This is a genomic window from Pseudonocardia sp. P-1 (genome assembly GCF_058111925.1).
Genome location: NZ_CM176614.1, coordinates 2104358 through 2130628 on the forward strand (window position 1 = coordinate 2104358; position 26271 = coordinate 2130628).

A 26271-nucleotide genomic window follows, 5' to 3' on the forward strand; every position below is an offset into this window, starting at 1 on the left:
GTCGGGGCGCTCACGCGTCGCCGTCCCCGGACGGTTCGGCGGCCGGCTCGACCAGCAGGACGGCCCGCCCGGCCGAACGCAGCCGGGCGGCCGCGGCGGCGACGTCGGCACCGGTCAGGGCGGCCAGCCTGCCGGGGAGCTCCACGGCGAGCTCGGCGCGGCCGTAGAGCAGTTCACGGGCGCCGAGCCCGAGCATCCGGTACATGACGCGGTCGTCCTCGCGGTGCAGGGCGGCGACCCAGCGGGCGGTCTGGCGCTCCAGCTCCTCGGTGCCGGGGCCCTCCTCGGCGAGGCGGTCCAGCTCCTCGTCGACCGCGGCGGTGACCCGGTCCGCGGACACCTCGGCCGGGTGCACCGCGGTGATCGTGAAGGTGTCGGGGTCGCGGGCGTCGAACGGGCCGCCCATCAGGCCGTTGGACGCCGAGACGTCGGTGACCAGGCCCGCTCCGTCGGCGCCGCCGTGGACCAGGCGGCGCTGCAGCCGCGAGGCCTCGCCGTCGGCCAGGACGGTGGCGAGCATGGCGTGGGCCAGGTAGGCGTCGGGCTCGGCGGCCGGGTCGGGGACGCGGTAGCCGAGCGCCAGGGCGGGCAGCGGGGCGTGGGCGTCGGCCACGGTCTGCCGCCGCTCCGCGCCGGGAGCGGGTTCGGCGAACGACGGCCGCTGCGGGACGGGCCGGGCGGGGATGTCCCCGAAGTGCCGCTCGACCAGGGCGAGGGTGCCGTCGACGCCGTGCTCGGACAGGTCACCGTGCACGGTGACCAGCGCGTTGCCCGGCGCGTAGAAGGTGTCGAAGAACGCGGCCGCGTCGTCCAGGCTCGCCTGCTCCAGCTCGGAGAAGTCGCCGTAGCCGTTGTGGGCGTTCGGGAAGGTGTCGTAGAGGACCGGCGGCAGCAGGATCCACGGGAACCCGCCGTAGGGGCGGTTGTGGACGTTGAGCCGGATCTCCTCCTTCACGACGTCCACCTGGTTGCGCAGGTTCTCGACGGTGAGCTTCGGGGCGCGCAGCCGGTCGGACTCCAGGAACAGCGCCCGCTCCAGCGCCGCACCGGGCAGCACCTGGAAGTAGTCGGTGTAGTCCTGGTGGGTCGAGCCGTTGAAGATCCCGCCCGCGGACTGGACCTGCCGGAAGTGCTCCAGCTTCTCCAGGCTCTCGCTGCCCTGGAACATCAGGTGCTCGAACAGGTGCGCGAAGCCGGTGCGGCCCTCCGGCTCGGAACGGAAGCCCACGTCGACGTGCACCGAGACCCCGACCACCGGGGTGGCCGGGTCCGGGACGACGAGCACGCGCAGCCCGTTGGCCAGCGTGGCCCGGTGCAGCTCGAGAGCGGATTTGTCGGCGATCACGGACACGGGAGCGAGGCTATCCCCCACCCCCGACAACCTGCCCGGTCAGGCGTGCTCGGGCGGCCGGATCACGAACTGGCGCAGCCCGAGGTCGCGGTAGGTGACCGGGCCGCGGGGGCCGGGGGTGTGATCGACGTTGATGCCGGTCTCGGGCAGCCCCAGCAGCTTGTAGCCGTCGAGCAGCCGCGACGGCGCGTTCCAGAACACCCCGGTGCCGGTGTAGCGGTCGATGAAACGGTGGGCGACCTGCTCGTCGGCGGCGCAGATCGTCGCGGCCAGGCCGGAGGTCTCCCGGGCGGCGGTGTCGGCGGCGTCGTCGGGGCCGTCGACGACGGCGACCGTCACGTGCGCCTCGGCGCCGGAGTCCAGCGCCCACTCGTGACCGAGCGGGTGGTCGTGCGGGGGCAGCGACAGCGCGATGCCGCGGGCGTCGAGGGCGGCCTTCGCGACCGGCAGCAGGGTGTCGTAGACGGGCCGGTCGACGAGCAGCAGGTTCAGCCGGTTGCAGACGCCGAGCCGGTCGGTCGAGTCGGTGACCAGGCGGGTGACGTCGGCCTCGGTGGCGCTGGCGTCGAGGTAGAGGACGCCGCCGCCGTCGGCGTGGGCGAGCACCCGGGTGCCCGCGGTCGCGCCGAGCACGGACAGCTTGCGGGTGACGTCCCCGGACCCGCGGACGACGACCAGCGGCACCAGGTCGGGCAGCCCGACGAGGGCCTCGGCGCCGGCGTGGCCGGGCAGCGGGACGAGCTGCACGGCGGCCTCGGGGAGCCCGGCGTCGGCCAGTGCGGGGCGCAGCACCTGCTCGACGAGCGCGGCGGCACTGCCGAGCGCGGCGGACCCGGTGCGCAGGACGGCGGCGCTGCGGGCCTTGAGGACCTGCGAGGCGACGTCGACGGTCACGTTCGGCCGGGCCTCGAACACCGCGCCGATGACGCCGACCGGGATGCGCCGCTCGAACACCCGCTCGCCGGTCTCCAGCGTGCGGACCGGCCACTCGGTGGGCGGCTCGGGGGTCGCGGCGAGCACCTCGAGCTGGGTGGCGATGCCGGCGAGCCGCTCGGGGTCCAACCGCAGCCGGTCGAGCAGGCCCGCCGCCATGCCGTTCCGCTCGGCGGCGGCGACGTCGGCGGCGTTGACCTCGAGCAGCTCGTGCGCCCGGTCCCGGATCAGCGAGGCGGCGGCGCGCAGGGCGTCGTCGATCCGGCCCTCTCCCGCCGCGCGGACGGCCGGGGCGGCGGCCCGGGCGCGCTGCGCGGCCTCACGGACGGCGGCGGACTCCGGCGCCTCGGTCGTCTCCTGCGGGGTGGTCACGGTGCTGCTCACGCAGGTCAGGGTAGGCGGTCGCCGTCGCGGGCCCGACCGGGTATCCGGTGAGGACGGCTCAGGGCGCAGCGGTCGGCACGGCGTAGACGACGATGTTCGACTCGTAGCTCCCCGCCGCCGGGTCGAACACCCCGCCGCAGGTGACGAGGACGAGCTGCGGGTCGCCGTCGCGGCGGAACACCTCGCGGGGCAGGTCGTGCTTGCCGTACTCGCGACGCGCGACGACCCGGTAGGCCGCGGTGCGGCCGTCGGCGCCACGGACGACGACCGGCTCGCCCGCGACGAGCTGCGGCAGCACCGACAGGAACCCGATGCCCTGGGTGCGCGAGTCGACGTGACCGGCGATCACGGCGCTCCCGGACGCGCCGCCCGGGAGGACACCGGGGGCCCACCAGCCGACCGTGCGCACCTGGTCGGGGACGACCATCCCGCCGTTCGGGGCGGTGCCGACCGCGTCGACGGGGGCGGACAGGCCGCGGGCGGGGAGCTCCAGGACGGCGGGGACGACCGGCTGCGACACGGTGCCGGGCTCGGGTGCGGGGAGCGGGTAGACGGCGGAGACGGTCCACGGTTCCCGTGGCGCGATGGGCGCCGGGCCGGTGGAACGGGGCGGGGGGCCGGTGCGGTCGCCGGGACCGGGGAGCGGGCCCACCGGAAGCGCGTCGGGCGCCGGCGGCGCGGCTGCCGCGAGCGGGGCGAGCACGGGTGGAGCGGCAGGCGCCACCGGGAGCGCGGCAGGTGCGGGCGGCGCGGCAGGTGCGGGCGGCGCAGCAGGTGCGGGCGGCGCGGCGGGCGCGGGCAGGACGGCGGTCGCCGCAGCAGCCGCATCGGAGGGCCCCGGCTCCCCCGGCAGCGCCGCGGCGTCGGGCGCCCCGACCGGCGGAGCCGGGTCCGGCGGCGCCAGGACCGGCAGCGCCCGGGCCACCGGCACCGCACGCGTCGCGGCGGAGGCGGTTCCCGCGGGCACGGCGCCGAGGTCGCTCGCCTCGACGCGGGCGTCGTCACCGAGTGCGAGACCGGCGCCGGCGCCCAGCAGGGCGACGCCGAGGAGCAGCAGCGCGGCCGCTCCCCGTACGCCCCCGGCCGGGCGCCGGCGCCGCGGTGTCACGCGCGGGCGCGACGCAGCCGGACGGCACCGGCGAGGAGCAGCAGCAACCCGGCACCGCCGAGCGCCACGGGCAGCGCGGCGTCGGACGCCGACGCGGCCTGGCCACCGGTGCCGGCGTCGACGGCGGGCGCGCCGGAGCCGCCCCGGCCCGCGGCGTCACCGGAACCGGAGGCCGAGCCGTTGCCGGTGCCGTTGCCGGCGCCCGCACCGGGCGCGGTCCCGTCGCCGGACCCGGCGGCGTTCCCGTCGGTGCCGTTCCCGGGGTTGTCCGTGCCGGAGCCCGGGGTCGTGGCCCCGGCCTCGGCCGCGGCCTGGTCCAGCTTGGTCTTCAGCTCACCGAGGTTCGTGAGCTGCGCGCGGGCCTGGTCGAGCTGCTCCGGCGGCAGGCCGGGCACGTTCAGCAGCTGCTGGGCCTGGTCGCTGAGCTGTCCGACCTGCTCCTGCGCGGCCTGCAGCCAGCCCTGGTCGAACTGCTCACCGGTGCGGGCCTTGAGGTCGTCGACCTGGGACTGGATCTCCGGGGAGACCTGGTCGGGCAGCGAGACGCCGATCGACGACGCCAGCCCCCGCAGCTTGTCGTTGATCTGCTGGCCCTCGCCCTGCACCTGCGGCGCGAGCTCCTTGACCTTGTCCCCGACGCCCTGCTCCAGGCCGACGCCGCCGAGCGCGGCGAGGCCGAGGGCCTTCTGGTGGGCGTCGCCGAAGGCCTGGCGCGGGTCGCCGACGCCCGGGACCTGCGGGAGGTTCTCGGGCAGGTTCGGCACCTGCGGCGTCTCGCCACCGCAGGCGGTCAGCCCCACGAGTGCGGCCGCGGCGACGGCGGCACCGACGGTGCGGCTGATCCGGCGCGGGTGGTTCGTGGTCGTCGTCATGCGAGTCATCCCCCGGAGGTAGCGGTGTACTCCTGATGGGCTATCGGCTTACTCCGGACGTTGCAACTCGAACCACACGACAGGTCCCATGCGGGCGGCGAGTGGTTATCGCCGACGGCTGAGCGGTGCCGGGGCCGACGGCGGCGGGACGACCGGGCCGACGTCGCCGTCGGGTGCCTCGTCGAGGTCCAGGACGACCGGGGCGTGGTCGCTGGGGAGCTTCCCCTTGCGCGCCTTGCGGTCCACCCACACCGCCGCGCGACGGTCGGCCGGGCCCGACCCGGCCAGCACCAGGTCGATCCGCATCCCCTGGTCCTGGTGGAACCGGCCGGCCCGGTAGTCCCAGTAGCTGAACACGCGTTCGTCGGGCCAGCGCTCGCGCAGGACGTCCCGCAGCCCGGTCCCGAGCAGCGCGGCGAGCGCGGCCCGCTCGTCGGGGGTGACGTGGGTGGCGCCGTCGAACAGGGAACGGTCCCAGACGTCGTCGTCGGTGGGGGCGATGTTCACGTCCCCGGCCACCACGGTCGACGCGGGGTCGCCCGTCGCGACCAGCTCGCGCAGCGCACCGAGCCAGCGCAGCTTGTAGGCGTAGTGCGGGTCCTCCGGGCTGCGGCCGTTGGGCACGTACACCGAGGTGACCCGCAGCCCGCCGCAGGTGGCGGTGACGGCACGCGCGTCCGGGACCTCCAGCCCGCCCTCGGTGAAGACGGGCTCGTCGGGCAGGCCGCGCACGACGTCGTCCAGACCCACCCGCGACAGCAGGGCGACCCCGTTCCACCGGCCCTGGCCGTGGTGCGCGCTCGCGTAGCCGCGCTCGGCCAGGGCCTCGTCGAACGCCGCGGCGAAGTCGTCGTCGGAGAGCTTGGTCTCCTGGAGGCAGACGACGTCGGGTTCCCGCTCGTCGAGCCACGGCAGCAGCCGCGGCAGCCGGGACTTCGCGGAGTTCACGTTCCAGGTGGCCAGACGCACGCCCCGACCCTACGAGAGGAAGCGCGTCACCGACCGGCGGATGCCCGCGACGTCCAGGCCGTGCGCGGCGTCGTGGTCCTCCGGGCTGCCGTAGCGACGCAGCTCGGCGGCGCCGACCCCGAGCCCGAGGACCCGGTGCCGCAGGTCGGCGAGCGCGTCGGAGACGTGCCGCACCGAGGTCCCGGCGAGGTAGGGCTCCACGAGCACGACGTCCGGCTCGGACAGCGTGGCGCGCAGGCCGGCCGCGTCGAACGGGCGGACGGTCCCGGCGTACAGGACGGTCACGTCCAGGTCGGCGACGGCGGCGAGCGTCCGGTCCGCCAGGGGCCCCACCGCGACGGCCGTCCCCCGGCTCCCCCGCCGCAGCACCGTCATCGACGGGCCCGCCCCGTACGGCCGCGCGTTGGACGCGCCCGAGAGCCGGACGTAGACCCGGTCGTCGCCGGGCAGGGCGGCCCACAGCTGCGCCTGCGCCTCGTCGGCGTGCCCGGGCACGTGGACGGTCCAGCCGTCGAGGGTGTCGAGCAGCGGCACGTCGCGCGGGCCGAAGTGGGTCTCCCCCGCGCCCGCCATGTCGTAGGACCCGCCGGCCGACACCAGCAGCGCCCCGACGCCCTGGTGTCCGAGGTCGAGCTTGAGCTGCTCGTAGGGCCGTTCGACGAGGAACGGCGCGAAGGTGTGCACGACCGGGCGCATCCCGGTCAGCGCGAGCCCACCGGCGGCGGAGACGAGCAGCTGCTCGCGGATGCCGACGTTGATCACACGGTCGGCGAGGTCGGGCGGGACGTCGACGTAGCCGGCGCCGATGTCGGCCAGCAGCGCGACGGCCCGCGGGTCGGACGCGATCAGCTCCGGCAGCAGCGCATGGAAGCGTTCCCGCAGGTCGGGCGGGGTCACGGGATCGGAGGGAGTGGGCTGCTGCGTATCGGTGAGCAGAGCAAAGCCGGTCATCGGGGGCTCCCCGTCGGTTCGACGTGCGCGACGACGGCGAGCGGCTGGTCGGTGTGGTCGGTGCGGAACGCGCGCTCCAGGGCGTCGTGGTCGCGGCCGTCGGCGTCGACGGCGACCCAGCCCTCCGCGGTGAAGCGGCCGGCGATCCCGCCGGGCCAGCCGTGCGAGGCCGAGCTGTTGTCGACGACGACGGCGCTCAGCCCGGACAGCCCGGCACGGCCCGCGTACTGGATCGCCTCGAAGTTGGAGCCCTCGTCGAGCTCGGCGTCGCCGACGAGGACGACGGTGCGCGCGTCGCGGCCCTGCAGCAGCAGCCCCGACGCGGTGCCGACGGCCAGTCCGAGCCCGTGGCCGAGCGAGCCGGAGGAGATCTCCACCCCGGGCACGAGCGTGCGGTCGGGGTGCTGCCCGAGGGGCGAGTCGTACCCGGCGAACCGGTCGAGCAGGTGGTCGTCGAGGAACCCGCGGGCGACGAGGACGGCGTAGAGCGCCATCGGGCCGTGTCCCTTGGAGACCAGGAAGCGGTCGCGGTCGGGGTCGTCGGGACGCCGCGGGTCGACGCGCAGGATGCGGTCGTAGAGGACCCACAGGACGTCGAGGGTGGAGGTCGCGGCGGGTTCGTGCTTCTCGTCGCCGGTCATCCGGGTCATCAGCCCGGCGAGGTCGGCGTAGCCGGTCGGTGATCGCATGCGACCACCCTGTGACCTGCAGCCGACTTCAGGTCAAGGGGCCGAGCTACTCCTCTCGTCCGGCGGGGTCGCCTTGCGGACGTAGAGCAGCTGGTCACCCCGCTCCAGCGCGTCGACGGCGGCCGAGTCGACCCGGTGGAGCTGCTCGCCGCGCACCACGCCGAGCACGATGTCGGGCAGGTGCCGCGGGGAGCCGCCGACCTCGGTCGGCTCGACCTGGCGCTGGGAGATCGCGAAGCCGGCGTCGGGGGTGAGCAGGTCCTCCACCACCTCGACGACGGCGGGCGAGCGGGTCGCGACGCCCAGCAGCCGCCCGGCCGTCTCGTCGGACACGATCACCGAGCTGGCGCCGGACTGGCGGAGCAGGTGCACGTTCTCCGCCTCGCGCACCGCGGCGACGATCGAGATCGACTTGGACAGCTCGCGGGCGGTCAGGGTGACCAGCACCGCGGTGTCGTCGCGGTCCAGGGCGACGACCAGCGTCGTCGCCAGCTGCACCCCGGCGATGCGCAGCACCGCGGAGCGGGTCGCGTTGCCGGACACGGTGACCAGGCCCAGCCCGGAGGCCACGTCCAGCCGCGCCCGGTCGGTGTCGACGACGACGATCTTCCCGGGGTCCACGTCGTCACCCAGCAGCGTCTCCACCGCCGCGCGCCCCTTGGTGCCGTAGCCGACGACGACGATGTGCTCGCGCACGCGCGACCTCCAGCGCTGGATCCGGAACGACTGCCGCGAGCGCTCGGTGAGCAGCTCGACGGTCGTACCGACGAGGACGATCAGGAACAGCACCCGCAACGGGGTAATCACCGCGATGTTGATGGAGCGGGCCATCGGGCTGACCGGCACGATGTCGCCGTAGCCGGTCGTCGACAGCGACACCGTCGCGTAGTAGAGGGCGTCGAGCAGCGAGATCTCGCCCGTACCGTTGTTGTCGAGGTAGCCGTCGCGCCCGAAGAAGACGATCAACGTCGTCGCGCCGAGCGCGAACACCGCGATCGCCAGGCGGGTCACCAGCGAGCGCACCGGGCCCGACCGCGGGTCCGGCATCCGCAGCGCACCCTCGACCTGGGGATCGAGTTCGCTGAGCCGGGTGGAGCCGATCACGTGCGAAGGCTAGCGCCCAGGTCGCGCCGCACCGACCGCGCGGGCCCTATCCTCACTCAGGTGTCGGCCGAGGGGGACCACGAACGTGTGACGCCTGCTGCGCGCACGTCGCTGCGGCCGCGGCTGAGCGCGCGCCGGTTCCGCGGCGCCGCCGCACCCGGGCCGGACCCGACCGAGGTCCTCGAGACGGGCGTCGCCGTGGCCGCGGGCCTGCGCGAGCCCGCCGGGTCCGCCGCCGCAACCGAGGCGCTGCGCCGGCTCGCCGGGCTCTGCGGCGCCGAGGCGGCGGGCCTGGTCCGGCCCGGGCTGCCCGACTCGTGGTGGGGCCCCGGCCGCGCCGACGGCGTCGCGCTCGCCGGGCGGGCCCGCGGGCGACGGCTCACCGAGGCCGGCCGCACCGCGCTGCCCGTCGGCGACGGGCCGGTGCTCGTCCTGGCCGGTGGGGTCGGGTCGGCCGCCGCCCGCCGGACCGCCGCCTTCGTCGCCGACGCCCTCGAACGCGCCCGCCTGACCGACGGGGAGGCCGAGGCCGAGGCCGCCCGGCTGCGCGCGCTGCGGGCCCAGATCTCGCCGCACTTCGTCTACAACGCGCTCACCACGATCGCCTCGTTCGTCCGCTCGGACCCGGCGCGCGCCCGCGACCTGCTGGAGACCTTCGCCGAGTTCATCCGGCACTCGCTCGCCGCACGTGGCGACTACGTGCCGCTGGCGGGGGAGTTCCGCTCGGTCGAGGCCTACCTGACCCTCGCCCGCGCCGTGCTCGGCGAGCGGCTGCGGGTGCAGGTGCGGGTGGCGCCGGAGGTGCTGCCGGTGCCGGTCCCGGTGCTGGCGCTGCAGCCGCTGGTCGAGAACGCGGTGCAGCACGGCGTCGAGCGCTCCCCCGACGGCGGGCTGGTGCAGGTCAGCGGCGAGGCCGAGGGGGACGTCTGCGTGATCACCGTCGACGACGACGGGCCGGGCATGAGCCCCGAGCACGCCCGCGCCGTGCTGGCCGGCACCGCCGAGGGCGCCGGGCTGGCGCTGGTGAACGTCGACCGCAGGCTGCGTGCGGTCTACGGCCCCGATCACGGCCTGGTCATCGAGACCGCGCCCGGCGCGGGCACCCGGATCGTGCTGCGGATCCCGCGGTTCCAGCCCGGGGTGGTGATCTGAGGTGACACCCGCCGCCGAGCCGCTGCGCGTGCTGGCCGTCGACGACGTCGCCCCCGCCCTCGACGAGATCTGCGCGTTGCTGGCCGACGCGCCCGACGTCGGCGAGGTCGCCCGGGCCGGCGGCGCGGTCGAGGCGCTGCGCGCGATCCCCACCGGCCGGTTCGACGCCGTCCTCCTCGACATCACCATGCCCGGGATGGACGGCCTGGAGCTCGGCGGTGTGCTGGCCGCGATGGCCACGCCGCCGGAGATCGTCTTCGTGACGGCGTTCGAGGAGCACGCCGTCGCCGCGTACGGCCTCGGCGCCGTCGACTACCTGCTCAAACCGGTCGGCGCGGACCGTCTCGCCGACGCGCTCGGCCGGGTGCACCGGGCCCGGGCGGGCCGCTCGGCCGCCGGGCCGGGCGTCCCGGGGGCGGCCGCACCGGAACCGGCCGGGCCCGCGCTCCCCCGCGTCGACGAGCTCGCCGTGCTGCCGGTGGAGGCCGCCGGGCGCACCCGCTACGTCCGCCGCGAGGACGTCCGCTTCGTCGAGGCCCACGGCGACTACGTGCGGCTGCACCTGCCCGGGGGCTCGCACCTGGTGCGGATCCCGCTGTCCCGGCTGGAGGAGCACTGGGACCCGCACCGCTTCGTCCGCGTGCACCGCAGCTTCCTGCTGCACCTGCCCGCGGTCCGCGAGCTGCGCAGCGACGCCGGCGGCGGCCTGCTCGCCCACACCGACGCCGGTGACGTGCCGGTCAGTCGTCGCCACGCCCGGGACCTGCGCGACCAGCTGCTCGCCGCGGCCACCGCCGGGGCGCTCGACGGCCACCGCGCCCCCGACGGCGACGGCCCGGGAAGCGACCGGGGGCGGCCGTGACCGCCCGCCCGCGCCGGGTCGCGGTCAGCGCACCGCCCGAGCGGGGTACCGCCGTACCGCGCCCGCAGCCGGCCGCGGCGCTCGACCCGGAGCTGGCCGAGCGGGCCCGCGGGCTGCGCCGGGCCCAGCTACGGCGCGCCGTGGTCACCCTGGCCTGCGCCGCGGTGCTGCTGTTCGGGCTGCCGGTGCTGCTGCGGCTCGCGCCGGACCTGGCCCGGTGGCGGGTCGGGGGGCTCCCGCTGGGCTGGATCGCGGTCGCCTGGCTGCCGTACCCGCTGCTCGGCGTGCTGGCGTGGTGGCACCTGCGCCGGGCCGAACGCGCGGAACGCCCGTGACGGCCGCCGCGGTCGTCGCCCTGCTGCTGGTCACGGTGCTGATCGGGGCACGTGGCGTCGCGGCGATGCGCACCACCTCGGACTTCCTCGTCGCGTCCCGGCGGACCTCGCCGATGCTCAACGCGGCCGCGGTCTCCGGGGAGTACCTGTCGGCGGCGTCGTTCCTCGGCGTCGCCGGACTGGTGATCAAGGAGGGCACCGGGGCGCTCTGGTACCCGGTCGGGTTCGCCGCGGGCTACCTGCTGATGCTCGCGCTGGTCGCCGCGCCGATGCGCCGCTCCGGGGCGCTGACCGTGCCCGGGTTCGCCGAGGCCCGCCTCGGGTCGCGGTCGCTGCGCCGGTTCTGCGCGGTGGTCGTCGTGGTGATCGCGGTGCTCTACCTGGTGCCGCAGATCGTCGCGGCCGGGCAGCTGCTCACGCTGGTGTCGGGCGTCGACTACTGGGTCGGGGTCGTGGTGTCCGGGCTCGCCGTCGGCCTGACCCTGGCGCTGGGCGGGATGCGCGCTGCCACCTACGTGCAGGCGTTCCAGTTCGCGCTCAAGCTCCTGCTGTTCGCCGGGCCCGCGATCTGGCTGCTGCTGCTCGCCGGGCCGCAGCTGCGCGCCGACATGGCCGCACCGCCGGAGTTCACCCGGTTCACCGCCGAGACCCCGGTCGACTTCCGGCTCGACACCGAGCTCGTGCTGACCGAGCCGACCGTCGTGGTCGTCGACGGGGTGCCGGTCCCTCTCGCCCCCGGCCCGCACCACGCCGCCGCCGACACCGTCTGGGTCTTCCCCGACGGTGCCGCCGTGCCCCAGCTCGGCGGCGACCGGGCGTCCCTGCCGGTGCCCGGCGGTGCCGAGTGGGCGCTGCCGCTGCTCGGCACCGCCGACACCTCGCCGCTGCTGACGACCTGGTCGGTGCTGGTCGCGACGGCGCTGGGGACGATGGGGCTGCCGCACATCATCGTGCGGTTCCACACCAGTCCGGACGGGCGCGGTGCCCGGCGCACCGCGGCGATCACCGTCGCGATGCTCGGCGCGTTCTACCTGTTCCCGATCGTCTACGGGCTGCTCGGGACCGTGCTCACCCCCGAGCTGTACCTCTCGCAGGGCACCGACACCGCGATCGTCACGCTGCCCGGCCGGGTCACCGGCGGCGGCACCGCGGCGGCACTGACCGCGATGCTCACCGCGGGGGCGTTCGCCGCGTTCCTGGCCACCTCGCTCGGGCTGCTGCTCGCGCTGTCCGGGGCGCTCGCCCACGACCTCATGCCCTCGGGTCTGCGGCGGCTGCGGCTGACCGCGCTGGCCGCGTCGGCGGCCGTCGTACCGGCGGCGCTGCTGATGGTGCGCGTCGACGTCAGCGCGGCGGTGACCTCGGCGTTCACCGTCGCGGCGTCGACGTTCTGCCCGCTGCTGGTGCTCGGCCTGTGGTGGAAGGGGCTGACCGCGCGCGGCGCGTACGCAGGGATGGTCACCGGGCTGCTCGCGACGGTCGGGTCGATGGCGCTGGGCGCCGCGCTCGGGCTCGGCGGGACGGCCGGCATGCTGCTCGCCCAGCCCGCGCTGTGGTCGGTGCCCTGCGCATTCCTCGTCATGATCGCCGTGTCACTGGGCGATCACGTTCCGTCGGACGCGGAAGTTACGATGCTGCGGCTCCATCTGGCCGATCGGGAGTGAGCGCTTTAGCGTAGCGGCGACATCGGAGTCAAGACCGCTCGTCGTTCGGTGCCGCGCTCGATCGTCCGTTCGTCGGCCGCTCGCATCTTGGGCCGCCCGGAGCGTGCGTGTGGGGTTCCGCACACGGCCCGAAGGCCCTTTCCTGGGTCCGGTCCCGTGGCCGTGCGTGGCTTGTGCAAGGAGGCATACGTGAGTACGACCGAGTCCGACGAGCAGCCCGGCGGTCCGACGCCGGGCACTCCCGACTGGGCCGCCGTGCAGGCGAGCCCCGACTTCCAGGAGCTGCGCAAGCGGCTGCGCGGGTTCGTGTTCCCGGTGACCGCCGGGTTCCTGGCCTGGTACCTGCTGTACGTGCTGCTCGCGACGTTCGCGACGGACTTCATGGCCACCCCGGTGCTCGGCAACATCAACCTGGGGCTGATCCTCGGGCTGCTGCAGTTCGTGTCGACCTTCGCGATCACCGTGGTCTACATCCGCTACGCCGACCGCGTGCTCGACCCGCTGTCGTCGAAGCTCCGCGGCGAGATCGAGGGGACCCGATGAGCCCGACAGTCCTGGCGGCGACGGCGGACAGCAACCCCGCGCTCAACATCTCGATCTTCCTGGCGTTCGTCATCGTGACGCTGGGGATCGTGTTCTACGTCAACAGCCGGCACGCCAAGAAGACCGCGGCCGACTTCTACACCGCCGGCGGCGGCTTCTCCGGCACCCAGAACGGGTTCGCGATCGCCGGTGACTACCTCTCGGCGGCGTCGTTCCTGGGGATCGCCGGTGCCATCGCGATCAACGGCTACGACGGCTTCCTCTACTCGATCGGGTTCCTGGTCGCGTGGCTGGTCGCGCTGCTGCTGGTCGCGGAGCTGCTGCGCAACACCGGCCGCTTCACCATGGGCGACGTCCTGGCGTTCCGGATGAAGCAGCGCCCGATCCGCGCCGCGGCGGCCACCTCGACGCTCGCGGTGTCGTTCTTCTACCTGCTCGCGCAGATGGCCGGTGCCGGTGCGCTGGTCTCGCTGCTGCTCGGCATCTCGGGCGGCTTCGCCCAGGGCGTCGTGATCGCGGTCGTCGGCGTCGTGATGATCACCTACGTCCTGATCGGCGGCATGCGCGGGACGACCTGGGTCCAGATGATCAAGGCGGTGCTGCTCATCGCGGGCGCGCTGGTCATGACGATCTGGGCGCTCGCCCTGTTCGGCTTCAACTTCTCGTCGATCATGCAGGCCGCCGCGGACGGCTCGCCGAAGGGCGAGGGCCTGCTCGCCCCCGGCCAGCAGTGCGGCGCGTCGCTGACCTCGCAGATCGACTTCATCTCCCTCGGGATCGCGCTCGTCCTCGGCACCGCGGGCCTGCCGCACGTGCTGATGCGCTTCTACACGGTGCCGACGGCGAAGGAGGCCCGGAAGTCGGTCGAGGTCGCGATCTGGCTGATCGGCCTGTTCTACCTGTTCACCCTGGTCATCGGCTTCGCCGCCGGTGCGATCGTCGGGCCGGAGGCCATCCAGGCCGCGCCGGGCAAGGTGAACTCCGCCGCGCCGCTGCTCGCCGCCGCCCTCGGCGGACCGGTCCTGCTCGGCATCATCGCCGCGATCGCGTTCGCGACGATCCTGGCGGTCGTCGCCGGGCTCACGATCACCGCGTCGGCGTCGTTCGCGCACGACGTCTACATCAACGTGATCAAGCGGGGCGAGGTGGCGGACACCGAGGCCACCCAGGTCCGGGTCGCCCGGCGGACCGCGATCGTGATCGGCGTGGTCGCGATCGTCGGCGGCATCCTCGCGAAGGACCAGAACGTCGCGTTCCTCGTGGCGCTGGCCTTCGCGGTGGCGGCGTCGGCGAACCTGCCGACGATCCTGTACTCGCTGTTCTGGAAGCGGTTCAACACCACCGGCGGCCTGTTCTCGATCTACGGCGGTCTGATCAGCACCCTGGTGCTGATCGTCTTCTCGCCGGTGGTCTCCGGGAAGGAGACCTCGATCTTCCCGACCGTGGACTTCGCCTGGTTCCCGCTGGCCAACCCGGGCCTGGTGTCGATCCCGCTGTCGTTCCTGCTCGGCGTGATCGGTACCTACATCGGGCAGAAGCGCCACGACGGCAGCAAGTACGCCGAGATGGAGGTCCGGTCCCTGACCGGTGCCGGCATCGCCAAGGCCGAGGCGCACTGACCGCAGGCCACCCCAACGCGGAGAGCCCGCGTCCCCGTCACCGGGGGCGCGGGCTCTCCGCGTCCTGCGGCTACACCTCGGCGGCGGAGACGGTCGGCACCCCGGCGACGAGGTCGTGCAGCGCGCGGGCGTCGAGCAGGTCCGCCGGGCGCAGGGTGACGCCGTCGCGGACGTAGTGGAACGCCGCCCGCACCCGGTCCGGCTCGACGTCCTGCAGGGCCGCCCATGCCAGCCGGTAGGCGGCGAGCTGCACCCCGACCGCCTGCCTGCGGTCCTCGGCGGGCAGGCGACCGGTCTTCCAGTCCACGACCGTCCAGCCGCCGTCGGGGTCGGCGAACACCGCGTCCATCCGGCCGCGCACGGCGACCCCGGCCAGCACCGTCTCGAACGACACCTCGACGTCGACGGGCCGCCGGTCCGCCCACTCCGACGCCTCGAACGCGGCCTGCAGCTCGGCGAGCTCGGTCGCGTCGGCCTCCGAGGAGACCGACTCGTCGGCGGCGCCGGGCAGCTCGTCGATGTCCAGCAGGCGTTCCGCGCCGAAGCGCTGCTCCAGCCAGGCGTGGAACGCGGTGCCGCGGCGGGCGTGCTGGTCGGGCGGCATCGGCACCGGACGGCGCAGCCGCACGGCGAGCGCGTCCGGGTCGTCGGCGAGCTCGACGAGCCGGCTCACCGACAGCCGACCGGGCAGCGACACCGTGGGCCGCCGCGCGGCGGCGGCCCGCTCCGCGAGCAGGACGTCGACGTCGGCGGCCCAGCCCTCGGGGTCACCCTCGGCGTCGACCACGCCGGCCCCGGGCTCCGCGTCGGGAGCCGCGGGCAGCTCCAGTGCGAGCTGGTCGGCGGGCGCGGCGCGGCGCGGCCGCTTCGGGCGCCGGGCCCGCAGCGCGGTACGGACCAGGTCGGCCCCGGAGCGCACGTCGTCGGGGCGGTCGCCGAACGGGTCCGGCGGCCACTGCGCGGTCCGTTCGACGCCCAGCGCCGGGTTGCCGGTGTCCAGCTCGGGCGGCGGTGCCCACTGCTCCAGCACACCGACCTCGGAGCCGCCGGGGCCCTCCAGGATCTCGGCGAGCTCGGTCAGGAACACCGACGGTTCCTTCGGCTTCTCCCCCGTCGCGGGCCAGCGGTGCCCGGACACCAGCAGCACCCGTTCGGACCGGGTGAGCGCGACGTAGAACAGCCGGCGTTCCTCGGCGAGGCGGCGCTCGTCGAGGGCGTCGTCGTGGTCGTCGAGCGCGGTCTCGACCTGTTTGCGGTCGGCGCCGGGCGGAGGCAGGTGCAGGCCGGGCAGGTCGTCGGCGTCGCCGCGCAGCGGGACCGGCAGCGCGGCCGGGTCCTTCAGCCAGGAGCCGGACATCTTGCGGCCGGGGAAGACCTGCGCGACCAGGTGCGGGACGGCGACGACCTCCCACTCCAGCCCCTTCGCCGCGTGCACGGTGAGGATCTGCACCCGGTCCGGCGCGACCTCGACCTCGCCGGGGGTCAGCCCCTCCTCGGCCTGCTCGGCGGTCTCCAGGTAGTCGAGCAGACCCGGTAGCGACGGCACGTCCGCACCGGCGGCGAAGTCCGCGACGACGTCGGCGAACGCGTCGAGGTGCGCCCGGCCGGTGGGGCCGGGGCGGGCCATCGTCTCGACGTCGAGGAGCAGGGTCCGCTCGACGTCGGCCACCAGGTCGGTCAGCGGGGCCGCGGTGCGGGCGCGCAGCTGGGCGAGCTCACGGCCGATCCGCCGGATCCGGTCGAACCCGGCCGGGGAGTAGCGCTCCGGGCCACCCGGGTCGTCGAGGGCGTCGACGAGACCGGCCTGCTCGGCCTGCTCGCCGGGCAGTGCGCCGAGGGCGAGGTCGGCGGCCGACAGCGGCCCGGGGCGGGCCGGGCGGTGCGGGACGAGCTCGCGGGCGCGCTGCCACAGCGCGGCCAGGTCGGCGATCCCGAGCCGCCACCGCGGCCCGGTCAGCAGCCGGACGGCGGCCGGCCCGGCGAGCGGGTCGGACACCACCCGCAGCGCGGAGACGAGGTCGCGGACCTCGGGGGTGGACAGCAGCCCACCGAGCCCGACGACCTCCACCGGGACCCGCCGGTCGCGCAGCGCGGCGGCGAGCGCGTCCATGTCGGAGCGGCGCCGGACCAGCACGGCCGCGGTGGGCGGGGTGCCCTCGTCGTGGCCGGCGTGCCAGCGCTCGGCGATGCCGTCGGCGGTCCAGGCCACCTCGGCCGCGACGTCGGGCAGCAGGGCGGCCCGGACGTCGCCGGGGCCGGCGCCGTCGAGCGGGCGCAGCTCCCCCACCCGCACGGTGCCGGGCGCGGTCCGCAACGGCTCGGAGACCCGGTTGGCCAGGACGAGCACCTCGGACGGGTTCCGGAAGCTGGTGAGCAGCCCGTGCACGGGCGCGGGGTCGCCGCCCGCAGCGGGGAAGTCGGTGCGGAAGCGCGCCAGGTTCCCGGCGCTCGCGCCCCGCCAGCCGTAGATCGACTGGCAGGGGTCGCCGACCGCGGTGACCGAGCGGTGGTCCGGGCCGTCGTCCGGCTCCGGGGCGAGCCCGGGCGGCACGCCGAACAGGGCGCGGAGCAGCACCCGCTGGGCGTGCCCGGTGTCCTGGTACTCGTCGAGCAGCACGGCCCGGTACTGGGAACGCTCGATCCGCCCGACCTCCGGGTCGGCCTCGGCGATCCGGGCCGCGAGGGCCATCTGGTCGGCGAAGTCCATGGCCTGCTCGGCCTGCTTGCGCCGGGCGAACTCCTCGACCAGCGGCAGCAGCTCGCAGCGCATCCGCTGCCCGGCGATCCGGGCCTTGTACCCGGCCGAGGGCTCGGCGCGCTGCCGCTTGCCGGGCGGGGCGTGCTCCAGCACCGGCAGCATCCGCTCGGCGAGGCGCCGCACCTGGTCCGGTTCGACGAGGTGCTCCCCCAGCTCCCCGGCCAGGGAGAGCAGGTAGCCGGTGACGGTCGCGGGGACCCGGTCGATCTCCAGGTCCGCGGCCCAGGTGGACACGACCCGGTGGGCCAGCTGCCAGGCCGCCGTCGGGCCGAGCAGCCGGGCGGCGGGCTCGGCGGGCAGCCGCAGCGCGTGCTCGCCGACCAGGCGACCGGCGTAGGCGTGGTAGGTCGCGACGGTGGGCTCGCCCGCCAGCAGCGCGGCGCGCCGGGCACCCGACGGGTCCAGGTCGTCGAGCAGCCGGGCCCCGGCGAGGCGGCGCAGCCGGGACCGGACGCGGGTGCCGAGCTGCTGGGCGGCCTTGCGGGTGAAGGTGAGTCCGAGGACCTGCTCGGGCAGCACCCGGCCGGTCGCGACCAGCCAGACGACGCGGGCCGCCATCGTCTCGGTCTTGCCGGCCCCCGCCCCGGCGACGACGAGCGCCGGCCCGGCGGGCGCGGCGATGACGGCGGCCTGCTCCTCGGTCGGCGGGTGCAGACCGAGCGCGTGCGCCAGCTCGGCGGGGGTGGGGTCCACACGGACCGTTCTACCCGGCGTCACCGACAGATCCGCCACCCGGCGCCGTCCCGGCCCGGGACCGGCGGCGGATCAGCGGCCGGCGTCGTCGACCGGTGCGAAGACGCGGGCCCAGTCGACCTGCAGGCGTACCTCGTCGGGGGTGGTCGCGTCCGGGCCGGGGATCCACCCCGACGCCGGGCCCTGGTCGAGCTGGACGGCCAGGTGCATCGGGGTGGTGGGGATCGCGCGGCGGTCGGTGACCTCCCACTTCTTCACCCCGTCGACGTACCAGGTGATCCGGTCCGGCAGCCACTCCAGGGCGAAGGTGTGCCACTGGGTGAAGTCGCCGGGGGTGTCGGTGGACAGGATGTGGTTCTGCGCGCCGTAGTGGACGAAGGCGGTGGCCGCGTGCCGGTCGCCGAACGGGATCTCCATCATGTCGAGCTCCCCGTCGTCGGGGAACCGCTCGGAGTCCGGCCAGAGCAGGATCGCGGGGCTGTAGCCGTTGCCGACGTCGGTGCGGGCGCGGAACTCCCAGCGGCCGTAGAGCCGGCCGTCGTGCATCGCGACACCGCCGGAGACGCCCCCGCCCGCGGCCCGGGGGCGCGCGGTCACGGTGAGCAGGCCGTCGCCGACGCCGACCGCGGACGGGCGGCGCAGGCCGTTGCCGAACCCGCCGGGCGAGTTGTAGACGCTCCAGGTGGAGCGGTCGACGCGGGAGCCGTCGAACTCGTCGCCACCGACCTGGCGCCACTGCTGGGGCGGGGGCGGGGGCGGCGGGGGCGGCAGCTGGTTGTCCAGTGCGGAGGTCGCCGGGTCGGCGGCGACGGCCGTGCCGTCCGGCGGGACGAGCACGGTCCAGGTCAGCCCGGCGGCGGCGACGAGCACCAGCGCCATCGCTCCGGTGCCGTGCGCGATCCGGCGGCGCAGGCCGGTGACGGCGCGGTCCGGGCGCTCACGACGTCCGGTCCGCCCGGCACGGTCCGCCCGTCCGGCACCGTCCGGGATCTCGGCCCGGACGACCGTGGCACGGGCTCCGCGGTCGGTGGGGCGGATACGGGAGGTCGTGGCGACCGGCTCCGGCGTCGTGGAGACACGCGCCACGGGGGTCCTCGCCACGGGGGGCCGGACCACGGGTGCCTGCGCTGCCGCCGGAGGCCGGGGCGCTCGGCGCGGGCCGGGGACGGGGTCCGGGGCGGGGCGCGACGGCGCGGGCACCTCGCGTACGGGGCGGCGGGACTCCGGGACAGGGTCGGCGGGGGCGCGGTCCGCGGCGGGGAGGGCGACGGTCGACGCCACGATGTCCTCGGGGCGCGCGACGGGTCCGCGGGCGGTGGACCGGGCGGGCTCGGAGCCAGCTGCCGACGACGTCCGGCGGGCCGGCGGCACCGGCCCGCGGCGACCGGCCGTCGGCCACGCCGCGTCCACCGGGCCCGCAGGCGCGGCCGCCGGGCGGCAGGCTGCGGCGCGGGCGGGACCGCGGGTGCCGTCGTCCGGGGCGTGGACGACGCGGCCCGTCGCCCGGTCGGCCACGGTGCGGCGGCACGACGTCCGTCGACGGGCGGCTCGGGCGAGCGGTGCCGGCCGGAGTCCGAGGTGTCCGGCCGGTCCTCGGAACGGTGGGAGCCGGGACGGCGGGCGTCGGCCCCGGCGGGGACGGCGTGGCGCGACGTGTCCGGGCGCTCCCCGGCCCGCGACGCACCGCTCCCCGATCTCTCCACGCAAGCAGGACGCGCGGGCCCCCGTCCGGTTGCCCCGTCGGGAGGTCGCGCGCGTCACCCCGCCTGCGACCGGGGATCAGGCGGGCGGGGTACCGACGGTCGCGGGGGCACCGTAGGACCGCAGGACCTCCGGCACCGTGACCGTCCCGTTCACGTCCTGGAAGTTCTCCATGATCGCGAGCATGGCGCGGGCGGTGGCGCCGGTCCCGTTGAGCGTGTGCACGTTCTCGGTCGGCGCTCCGGCCTCGCGACGGAACCGGACGTTCAGGCGTCGTGCCTGGTAGTCGGTCGTGTTGGAGCACGAGGTGATCTCGCGGTAGCGCTCCTGGACCGGGAACCAGGCCTCGATGTCGTACTTCTTCGCGGCCGGGTTGCCGAGGTCGCCGACGGAGATGTTCTGCACCCGGTAGGGCAGCCCCAGCTCCTGCACGATCGACTCCTCGTGGGCGAGCAGCTCCTCGTGCACGTCCTGGGAGTTCTCCGGCAGGCAGTAGACGAACATCTCGACCTTGTCGAACTGGTGCACCCGGAACATGCCCTTGGTGTCCTTGCCGGCCGCACCGGCCTCGCGACGGAAGTTCGTGGAGAACGCGACGTAGCGCGCGGGCAGCGTGTCGAGCTCGACGATCTCGTCCATGTGGATCCCGGCGAGCGCGACCTCGGAGGTGCCGGTCAGGTAGAGGCCGTCCTTCTCCAGCTCGTAGAGGTTCGACGCCTCGGTGGGCAGGAAACCGGTGCCGTACATCGCCCGCTCGTTCGCCAGGACCGGGCCGAGCACCGGGACGAAGCCCTCGCCGGCGAGCTTGTCCATGACGTAGCGGAACAGGGCCATCTCGAGCCGCGCGACGTCGCCGAAGCGGTACGCGAACCGCGACCCGGACAGCCGCGCGCCGCGGGCCATGTCGACCCGGCCCGTCGACGACGCCAGGTCCAGGTGGTCGCGCGGGGTGAAGTCGAAGACCGGCGGCTCGCCCCAGGTGCGGACGGTGACCGCGTCCTCCTCGGCCATGCCGTCGGCGGCGGTCGGGTCGGGCAGGTTCGGGATGCGGGCGAGGAGCTCGGACCGCTCGACGTCGGCGGCGGCGAGGGCGTCCTCGGCGGCGCGCAGCTCCTCCTTCTCCTGCTTGAACTGCTCGACCTGCTCGGGGGTGGGCTTGCCCTTGGGCCGCTGCTTGGCCGCGGCGCGCAGGCTGCCGACGCGGTCGGTGGCCTCCCGCCAGCGGGCGTCGACCTCCAGCAGGGCGTCGAAGTCCGCGGACGCGCCGCGACGGGACAGCGCCGTGCGGAAGGTGTCCGGGTCCTGTCGGGCCGCCTTGAGGTCGATCACTGCTGTTCCAGCCTCTCGGGTAGTGGAGGGGTCATCGTAGGACCGGGAATGATCGGAGCCGCGCAGTGGTAGTCTCCACCATGAGTGTTTCCCTCGGCCGGTACGGCGTCTGGCGGCACGAGACCGGGTTGTCCCCCGATCTCGCCGCCGGGATCGAGAAGCTCGGGTTCACCGCGGTGTGGATCGGCGGCTCCCCTCCCGGGGACCTCGCCCTGGCGGAGTCGCTGCTGGACGCGACGACGTCGCTCGCGGTCGCCACCGGCATCGTGAACATCTGGGCCACCCCCGCCGACGAGGTCGCGGAGTCCTTCCACCGCATCGAGAAGAAGCACCCGGGCCGCTTCCTGCTCGGGATCGGCGTCGGGCACCCGGAGGCCACCAGCGACTACACCCGCCCGTACGCGGCGCTCGTCGCCTACGTGGACCGGCTCGACGAGCTCGGTGTCCCGGTGCAGGGACGCGCACTCGCGGCACTCGGGCCGAAGATGCTGGACCTGGCCCGCGACCGGTCCGCCGGGACGCACCCGTACCTGACCACGCCCGAGCACACCCGCTCCACGCGCGAACGCTACGGCGCCGGGGCGCTGATCGCGCCGGAGCACAAGGTCGTGCTCGACGACGACCCGGAGGCCGCGCGGGCCCTGGGCCGTCCGGTCGTCGAGAAGCCCTACCTGGGGCTGGTCAACTACCGGAGCAACCTCAAGCGGCTCGGCTGGGCCGAGTCCGACCTCGACGACGGCGGCAGCGACGCCCTGATCGACGCGCTCGTCGCGCACGGCACGCCGGAGCAGGTCGCGGCCCGCCTGAACGAGCACCTCGACGCCGGCGCCGACCACGTCTGCGCCCAGGTGATCACCCCCGGGATGGCCGATCCGGAGGGCGACCTGCGCCGGCTGGCGAGCGCGCTCGGCCTCGGCACCGCCGGATAACCTGGGCCGGGTGCGCCCGACCCCCGACCACCCGTCCCTGCTGGGACCGCTGCGACGGCCGGCGCCACTGATCGTGGCGGCGGCCGTCGCCGTCTTCGCCGTGCTGGCGTGGGTGTACCGCGGCGACGCCGCCGCCGGGCGGATCGACCGGCGCGCCGGCAGCGCGGTGGACGCGCTGGGCCACCGCCCGGGCTCCCTGCTCGCCGATGCGGTGACCTTCGGGTCCCCGCCGACGGTCGTGCTGTGCGCGCTGCTGGTCGCCGGCCTGGCCCTGGTCCTGCGACGGCGGCGGCTGGCCGTGTTGGCCGTCGTCGGCCCCGGCCTCACCGGTGTCGCGACGACGGTGCTCAAGCCGCTGATCGGGCGCACCATCGGCGCCCCCGGAGTGGACGGCTTCGCCTTCCCGTCCGGCCACACCGGTGGCGCGGTGTCGATCGGGCTGGTGGTCGCCCTGCTGCTGGTGGGGCTGCTGCCGGTGGCCCGCACCGGGCCCGCCGTCGCCACCCTGGCCGCGACGGCGCTGCTGGCCGGCGGCACCGTCGGCGCGGGCATGGTGCGGATCGGGGCGCACTACGCCACCGACACCGTCGGCGGGTTCTGCGCCGCGGTCGCACTCGGGCTGAGCTCGGCGCTGGTCATCGACCGGGTCGCCGACCGCCGGATCCCGCCCGTCCGCACGACCTGACCGGGGTCCGGCACCGCAGGTGTGGAGCCCGGGCCGGCGGCACGACCCGACCGCGGGCCGGCACGGCCGGGTGTGAGGCCCGTCCGAGTACGGGACCGGACCCGCTCACCCGTCCACCACCGTCCGGCCGGTCTCGACCGCGGGGCAGCTGGTGCGGACCGGGCACCGGTCGCAGTCCGGCCCGGCGCGGGCGACGAACACCGCACCCGCCGAGTCCTCGGCGCAGGTCATCAGCACGTCGCGCCAGTGCCCCATCTCCTCCGGGCGCAGCGCCGCCTGCTGCGGCTCCTTCGCCTCCCCGTTGGCCTTGCGGTCGGCCAGGAACAGCAGCCGCGCCCCGCCCGGCTCCACCCCGCCCCCGACGAGCTGGTCGAACGCGCCGAGCGAGGCTGCGAGCTGGTAGACGGCGAGCTGGTGGTGCTCGGCGGTGGCCCGGGCCGAGGTGGCCGTCTTCCCGGTCTTGACGTCGACGACGACCGGGCGCCCCTGGTCGTCGCGTTCGAGCCGGTCGACCCGGCCGCGGAGCCGGACCCGCCGGGCCGCCCGCGCGGCCCCGCCGCCGCGTCCGCCCGCGCCGTCGCCGTCGGTGTCGACCGGGAGGAGCGCGGCCCCCGCCGGGTCGTCGTCGCCCGCACCGATGCCGCCGGGGGCCAGGCCCGGGTCGTCGCCCTCGCTGTCGTCCTCGCCGTCCAGGTCCAGCTGCACCGGCTGCTCGACGGCCACCAGCTCCAGTCCCTCGGTACGGCTGCGGCGGACCCAGTCGTCGAAGGCGGCGAGCATCTCGCGCACCCGGACCAGCTCGCGGCGCCCGAACCACGGCGCCCCGGAGTCCAGCCGCCGCCACGCCGAGCGCAGCGCCTCCTCCAGCTCGACCGGGTCGGCCCCGGCGGCGCGGGCCTGCACCAGCGCGTGCACCAGGGACCCGGTGACCGCCGACAGCGCGCCGGTCTCGTCGCCGCCGTGCCGGGACAGCACCCAGCGCAGCGGGCAGCCGGCGATCGTCTCGACGTCGGAGGGCGAGATCGGGACGAGCTCGCCCTCGGCGCGCAGCGGGGCGCCGTCGGACAGGTCGGCGACGCCGTACCAGTCGTCGGGGTGGGCCCCGGGGACGCCGTCGGCGGCGAGCCGGGCCAGCTGGGTCGCCGCCCGGTGACGGCGTGCGGCGCGTCCCGGGTCGCCGTGGTCGGGTTCGGTGACGGCGCGCCGCAGCTCCCCGACCAGCTCGGCCATCACCAGGGAGCGCTCGGGCCGGTGCACCGGGCGGGCCTCGGCGGCGTCGGCGGGGCGGGGGTCGAGCTCGTCGAGGAACCGGGAGGGCTGCTCGTCCTCCCCCTGCACGGCGCTGACCAGCAGCGTCGTCCGGGCACGGGTGCAGGCGACGTAGAACAGCCGCCGCTCCTCGGCGAGCAGTGGCGCCGTGCGGGAGACCGCGTCGTCGGGGGCGGCGACCCCGCCGACGAGGTCGACGAGCCGTTCGTGGCCGAGCAGGCTGCCGCGCAGCCGTACGTCGGGCCACAGCCCCTCCTGCACCCCGGGCACCGCGACGACCGTCCACTCCCGGCCGCGGGCGCCGTGTGCGGTGAGCAGCTCCACCGCGCCGCCCCGGGGCGCCTGCGGGGCCAGGGTCTCCCCCGGCAGCTGCTGGTCGAGCAGGTACTCCAGGAACCCGCCGACGTCGGCGCCGGGCAGCCGGTCGGTGTAGCGGGCGGCGGCGTCGAACAGGGCCAGGACCGCGTCGAGGTCCCGGTCGGCGGCCGCTCCGCCGGGGCCGCCGCGGGCACTGGCCTCGCTCCAGCGCTTCGCCAGGCCGGTGCGCCGCCACACCTTCCACAACGTCTCCTCGACCTGCTCGCCCGCGCCGATCGAGCGGGCGGCGGTGTCGAGGAGGCGGCCCACGTCGCGCATCGGGGCGGCCTCGGCGGGCGAGAGCATCGGCAGCGGGTCGGGCCGGCCCGCGACGGCGTCGCGCAGCATCCCGACCAGCAACGGGTCGCTGCTCGCCGCGGCCGGGTCGACCTCACCCGCCTCGACGCGCTCGTCGTCGGCGAAGGTCCGCACGTCGTGCCCCGCGGCGGCGTGCATCCGCAGCAGGCCGCGGCGCAGCCGCCGCATCCGCATCGGGTCGCCGCCGCCCAGCGGTGAGGTGAGCAGGGAGGTCGCGAGGTCGGCGTCGACCGCGGACGGCCGCCATGCCGCGCGCAGCACCAGGAGCAGCGGCACGACGGCGGGCTGGCGCGGCAGCGGCACCTCGTCCGGTGGTGCGGCCAGCGGGACCCCGGCCGCGGCCAGCGCCCGGCGCAGCGCGGGCAGGGTGCGCCGCGCGGACCGGGACAGCACCGCCATGTCCGACCAGGGCACCCCGTCGACGAGGTGTGCGCGCCGCAGCCGGTCGGCGATCCACCCGGCCTCCGCGGACGGCGACCCGAACACCCGGACCTGTAGCGCCTCGCCCACCCCGGACCCGTCCGGGGCCTCGGGGGCCGGGGCGTCGTGCTCCGGGCCGCGCCGGGTCCGGGTCACCCCGGAGCCGGGCAGCTTCTCCGCCACCCGCAGGCCCGCCGCCCGCACCCCGGGCCGCTGGCGGTGGTCGACGGTGAGGACCTCGGTGGGCGCGTCGAGCACGTTCAGGCCCTGCGGGTCCGCACCACGGAAGGTCAGGACCGCCTGGTCGGGGTCGCCCGCGAGCAGCGTGGACCCCGCGTGCTCGGCCAGCGCCGCGACCAGCTCCATCTGCTGCGGGTCGAGGTCCTGCGCGTCGTCGACCAGGAGGTGACGGACCCGGCGCCGCTCCTGCTCCCGCAGGTCCGGGTCCGCGGCCAGGGTGTCCAGCGCGGCGGCGACGAGCTCGGCGGAGTCCAGCGCCGGGGCCGTCGCCTGTGGTGCGCCCCGCCCCGCCGCCCCGCGGAGCAGCGTGACCTCCTCGTAGGTGCGGAAGAACCGGGCCGCGGCGACCCACTCCTCGCGCCCGTGCTCGCGTCCCAGCTCGGCCAGCTCGCGTGGCCCCAGCCCGCGCTCGGCCGCCCGCAGGAGCAGCTCACGCAGCTCCGCGGCGAACCCGGGCAGCCCGAGGGCCGGGTCGAGCCGCTCCGGCCAGCCCGAGCCGGGGACGGTGCCGCCCCAGCCGTCGATCTCCCCGGCGAGCAGCTCGCGGACCACCACGTCCTGCTCGGCCGAGGCCAGCAGCCGCGGCGGCGGGTCCTCGTAGCGCGCGGCGTGCAGCCGCAGCACCCCGAACGCGTAGGAGTGCACCGTCCGCACCAGCAGCTCGCGGGTGGTGCGCACCCCGAAGTCCCCGGCGAGCTCACCCCCGCCCGCGGTCAGCAGCGACGTGAGGCGGCCACGCAGCTCCTCCGCGGCCCGGCGGCTGCCCACCAGCAGCAGCACCGCCCCCGGCGGCTCCCCGGCCCGGATGCGGCGGACCACCGCGTCGAGCAGCAGGCTCGTCTTGCCCGTGCCCGGGCCGCCCAGCACCCGCAGCGCGCCGCGCTCGTGCGCGAGCACCCGCGCGGCGGCGCCGGTCCACTCCCGAACGGGAGCGGGCCGGGGGTCCGCACGCACCAGGCGCGGCGACGCCTGCTCGGGGGCTGTTCGGCTCATGGGGCGATGAGACCACGGGGCACCGACAGCGTCAGACTGCAGG

20 protein-coding genes are annotated in these 26271 nt (G+C 76.0%); 8 read left to right on the plus strand and 12 right to left on the minus strand.

Going from position 1 to position 26271, the window contains the following annotated elements:
* Positions 1–10 precede the first annotated feature (10 nt).
* From AC0GKK_RS10110 to AC0GKK_RS10145, 8 genes are all read right to left on the minus strand, one after another.
* Positions 11–1351: a M16 family metallopeptidase gene (locus tag AC0GKK_RS10110; protein WP_489883668.1), complete on the minus strand. Its 1341-nt coding sequence runs from the start codon at positions 1349–1351 to the stop codon at positions 11–13.
* A 39-nt stretch (positions 1352–1390) separates the two neighbouring features.
* A complete protein-coding gene (locus AC0GKK_RS10115) occupies positions 1391–2668 on the minus strand; it encodes an aldehyde dehydrogenase family protein (RefSeq protein WP_489883669.1) in 1278 nt (425 codons plus the stop codon).
* Between the two features lie 58 nt (positions 2669–2726).
* On the minus strand, positions 2727–3776 hold the full coding sequence (locus AC0GKK_RS10120) for a class F sortase (RefSeq protein ID WP_489883670.1): 1050 nt from the start codon (positions 3774–3776) through the stop codon (positions 2727–2729).
* A complete protein-coding gene (locus AC0GKK_RS10125) occupies positions 3773–4648 on the minus strand; it encodes a DUF4142 domain-containing protein (protein ID WP_489883671.1) in 876 nt (291 codons plus the stop codon). The genes AC0GKK_RS10120 and AC0GKK_RS10125 overlap by 4 nt, the downstream gene beginning before the upstream one ends.
* Before the next feature lie 105 nt (positions 4649–4753).
* Complete coding sequence (locus AC0GKK_RS10130; protein WP_179760970.1) at positions 4754–5617, minus strand: exodeoxyribonuclease III; 864 nt, start codon at positions 5615–5617, stop codon at positions 4754–4756.
* Between the two features lie 9 nt (positions 5618–5626).
* Entirely contained in the window at positions 5627–6568 is a 942-nt protein-coding gene (locus tag AC0GKK_RS10135) for a transketolase family protein (protein WP_489883672.1), read from the minus strand.
* Positions 6565–7257, minus strand: a complete 693-nt coding sequence (locus AC0GKK_RS10140) for a transketolase (protein WP_489883673.1) — start codon at positions 7255–7257, stop codon at positions 6565–6567. Before AC0GKK_RS10140 ends, AC0GKK_RS10135 begins: the two co-directional genes overlap by 4 nt.
* 33 nt (positions 7258–7290) lie before the next feature.
* Positions 7291–8304 (minus strand): potassium channel family protein, encoded by a 1014-nt coding sequence (locus AC0GKK_RS10145; RefSeq protein ID WP_489884004.1) that lies wholly within the window; start codon positions 8302–8304, stop codon positions 7291–7293.
* Between the two features lie 117 nt (positions 8305–8421).
* On the opposite strand from AC0GKK_RS10145, the gene AC0GKK_RS10150 reads away from it, so the two are divergent.
* From AC0GKK_RS10150 to AC0GKK_RS10175, 6 genes are all read left to right on the plus strand, one after another.
* Entirely contained in the window at positions 8422–9513 is a 1092-nt protein-coding gene (locus AC0GKK_RS10150) for a sensor histidine kinase (RefSeq protein ID WP_405419070.1), read from the plus strand.
* A gap of 1 nt (position 9514) precedes the next feature.
* Positions 9515–10375, plus strand: coding sequence for a LytR/AlgR family response regulator transcription factor (locus AC0GKK_RS10155; protein ID WP_489883674.1), 861 nt, complete (start codon positions 9515–9517; stop codon positions 10373–10375).
* The gene (locus tag AC0GKK_RS10160; protein ID WP_405419073.1) at positions 10372–10710 is read left to right on the plus strand and encodes a hypothetical protein; all 339 of its coding nucleotides are present in this window, start codon (positions 10372–10374) and stop codon (positions 10708–10710) included. Before AC0GKK_RS10155 ends, AC0GKK_RS10160 begins: the two co-directional genes overlap by 4 nt.
* The gene (locus AC0GKK_RS10165; RefSeq protein ID WP_489883675.1) at positions 10707–12374 is read left to right on the plus strand and encodes a sodium/solute symporter; all 1668 of its coding nucleotides are present in this window, start codon (positions 10707–10709) and stop codon (positions 12372–12374) included. The genes AC0GKK_RS10160 and AC0GKK_RS10165 overlap by 4 nt, the downstream gene beginning before the upstream one ends.
* Before the next feature lie 189 nt (positions 12375–12563).
* Positions 12564–12917, plus strand: coding sequence for a DUF485 domain-containing protein (locus AC0GKK_RS10170; protein WP_251785635.1), 354 nt, complete (start codon positions 12564–12566; stop codon positions 12915–12917).
* Positions 12914–14536, plus strand: coding sequence for a solute symporter family protein (locus AC0GKK_RS10175; RefSeq protein ID WP_489883676.1), 1623 nt, complete (start codon positions 12914–12916; stop codon positions 14534–14536). The genes AC0GKK_RS10170 and AC0GKK_RS10175 overlap by 4 nt, the downstream gene beginning before the upstream one ends.
* 70 nt (positions 14537–14606) lie before the next feature.
* Here the strand turns inward: AC0GKK_RS10175 and AC0GKK_RS10180 are convergent, their stop codons facing one another.
* The 3 genes from AC0GKK_RS10180 to serS all read right to left on the minus strand — a co-directional run bounded on the left by AC0GKK_RS10180 (position 14607) and on the right by serS (position 21017).
* A complete protein-coding gene (locus AC0GKK_RS10180; protein ID WP_489883677.1) occupies positions 14607–17987 on the minus strand; it encodes an ATP-dependent helicase in 3381 nt (1126 codons plus the stop codon).
* A 72-nt stretch (positions 17988–18059) separates the two neighbouring features.
* Positions 18060–19073: a glycoside hydrolase family 16 protein gene (locus AC0GKK_RS10185; RefSeq protein WP_482636658.1), complete on the minus strand. Its 1014-nt coding sequence runs from the start codon at positions 19071–19073 to the stop codon at positions 18060–18062.
* A gap of 693 nt (positions 19074–19766) precedes the next feature.
* Positions 19767–21017, minus strand: coding sequence for a serine--tRNA ligase (serS, locus tag AC0GKK_RS10190; RefSeq protein ID WP_062400542.1), 1251 nt, complete (start codon positions 21015–21017; stop codon positions 19767–19769).
* A gap of 80 nt (positions 21018–21097) precedes the next feature.
* Here serS and AC0GKK_RS10195 point away from each other — a divergent pair, with 80 nt between their 5' ends.
* Together AC0GKK_RS10195 and AC0GKK_RS10200 are read left to right on the plus strand one after the other, a co-directional pair.
* Complete coding sequence (locus tag AC0GKK_RS10195) at positions 21098–21946, plus strand: LLM class F420-dependent oxidoreductase (RefSeq protein ID WP_489883678.1); 849 nt, start codon at positions 21098–21100, stop codon at positions 21944–21946.
* Between the two features lie 10 nt (positions 21947–21956).
* Positions 21957–22631 (plus strand): phosphatase PAP2 family protein, encoded by a 675-nt coding sequence (locus AC0GKK_RS10200; protein ID WP_489883679.1) that lies wholly within the window; start codon positions 21957–21959, stop codon positions 22629–22631.
* A gap of 105 nt (positions 22632–22736) precedes the next feature.
* Here the strand turns inward: AC0GKK_RS10200 and AC0GKK_RS10205 are convergent, their stop codons facing one another.
* Positions 22737–26228, minus strand: a complete 3492-nt coding sequence (locus AC0GKK_RS10205; protein WP_489883680.1) for an ATP-dependent helicase — start codon at positions 26226–26228, stop codon at positions 22737–22739.
* Between the last annotated feature and the right edge of the window lie 43 nt (positions 26229–26271).

Coding starts and splice junctions, on each gene's coding strand:
- AC0GKK_RS10125 (WP_489883671.1), bottom strand. CDS start 4,648: ATGACGACGACCACGAACCACCCGCGCCGGATCAGCCGCACCGTCGGT.
- AC0GKK_RS10195 (WP_489883678.1), top strand. CDS start 21,098: ATGAGTGTTTCCCTCGGCCGGTACGGCGTCTGGCGGCACGAGACCGGG.
- AC0GKK_RS10135 (WP_489883672.1), bottom strand. CDS start 6,568: ATGACCGGCTTTGCTCTGCTCACCGATACGCAGCAGCCCACTCCCTCC.
- AC0GKK_RS10145 (WP_489884004.1), bottom strand. CDS start 8,304: ATGCCGGACCCGCGGTCGGGCCCGGTGCGCTCGCTGGTGACCCGCCTG.
- AC0GKK_RS10175 (WP_489883676.1), top strand. CDS start 12,914: ATGAGCCCGACAGTCCTGGCGGCGACGGCGGACAGCAACCCCGCGCTC.
- AC0GKK_RS10140 (WP_489883673.1), bottom strand. CDS start 7,257: ATGCGATCACCGACCGGCTACGCCGACCTCGCCGGGCTGATGACCCGG.
- AC0GKK_RS10205 (WP_489883680.1), bottom strand. CDS start 26,228: ATGAGCCGAACAGCCCCCGAGCAGGCGTCGCCGCGCCTGGTGCGTGCG.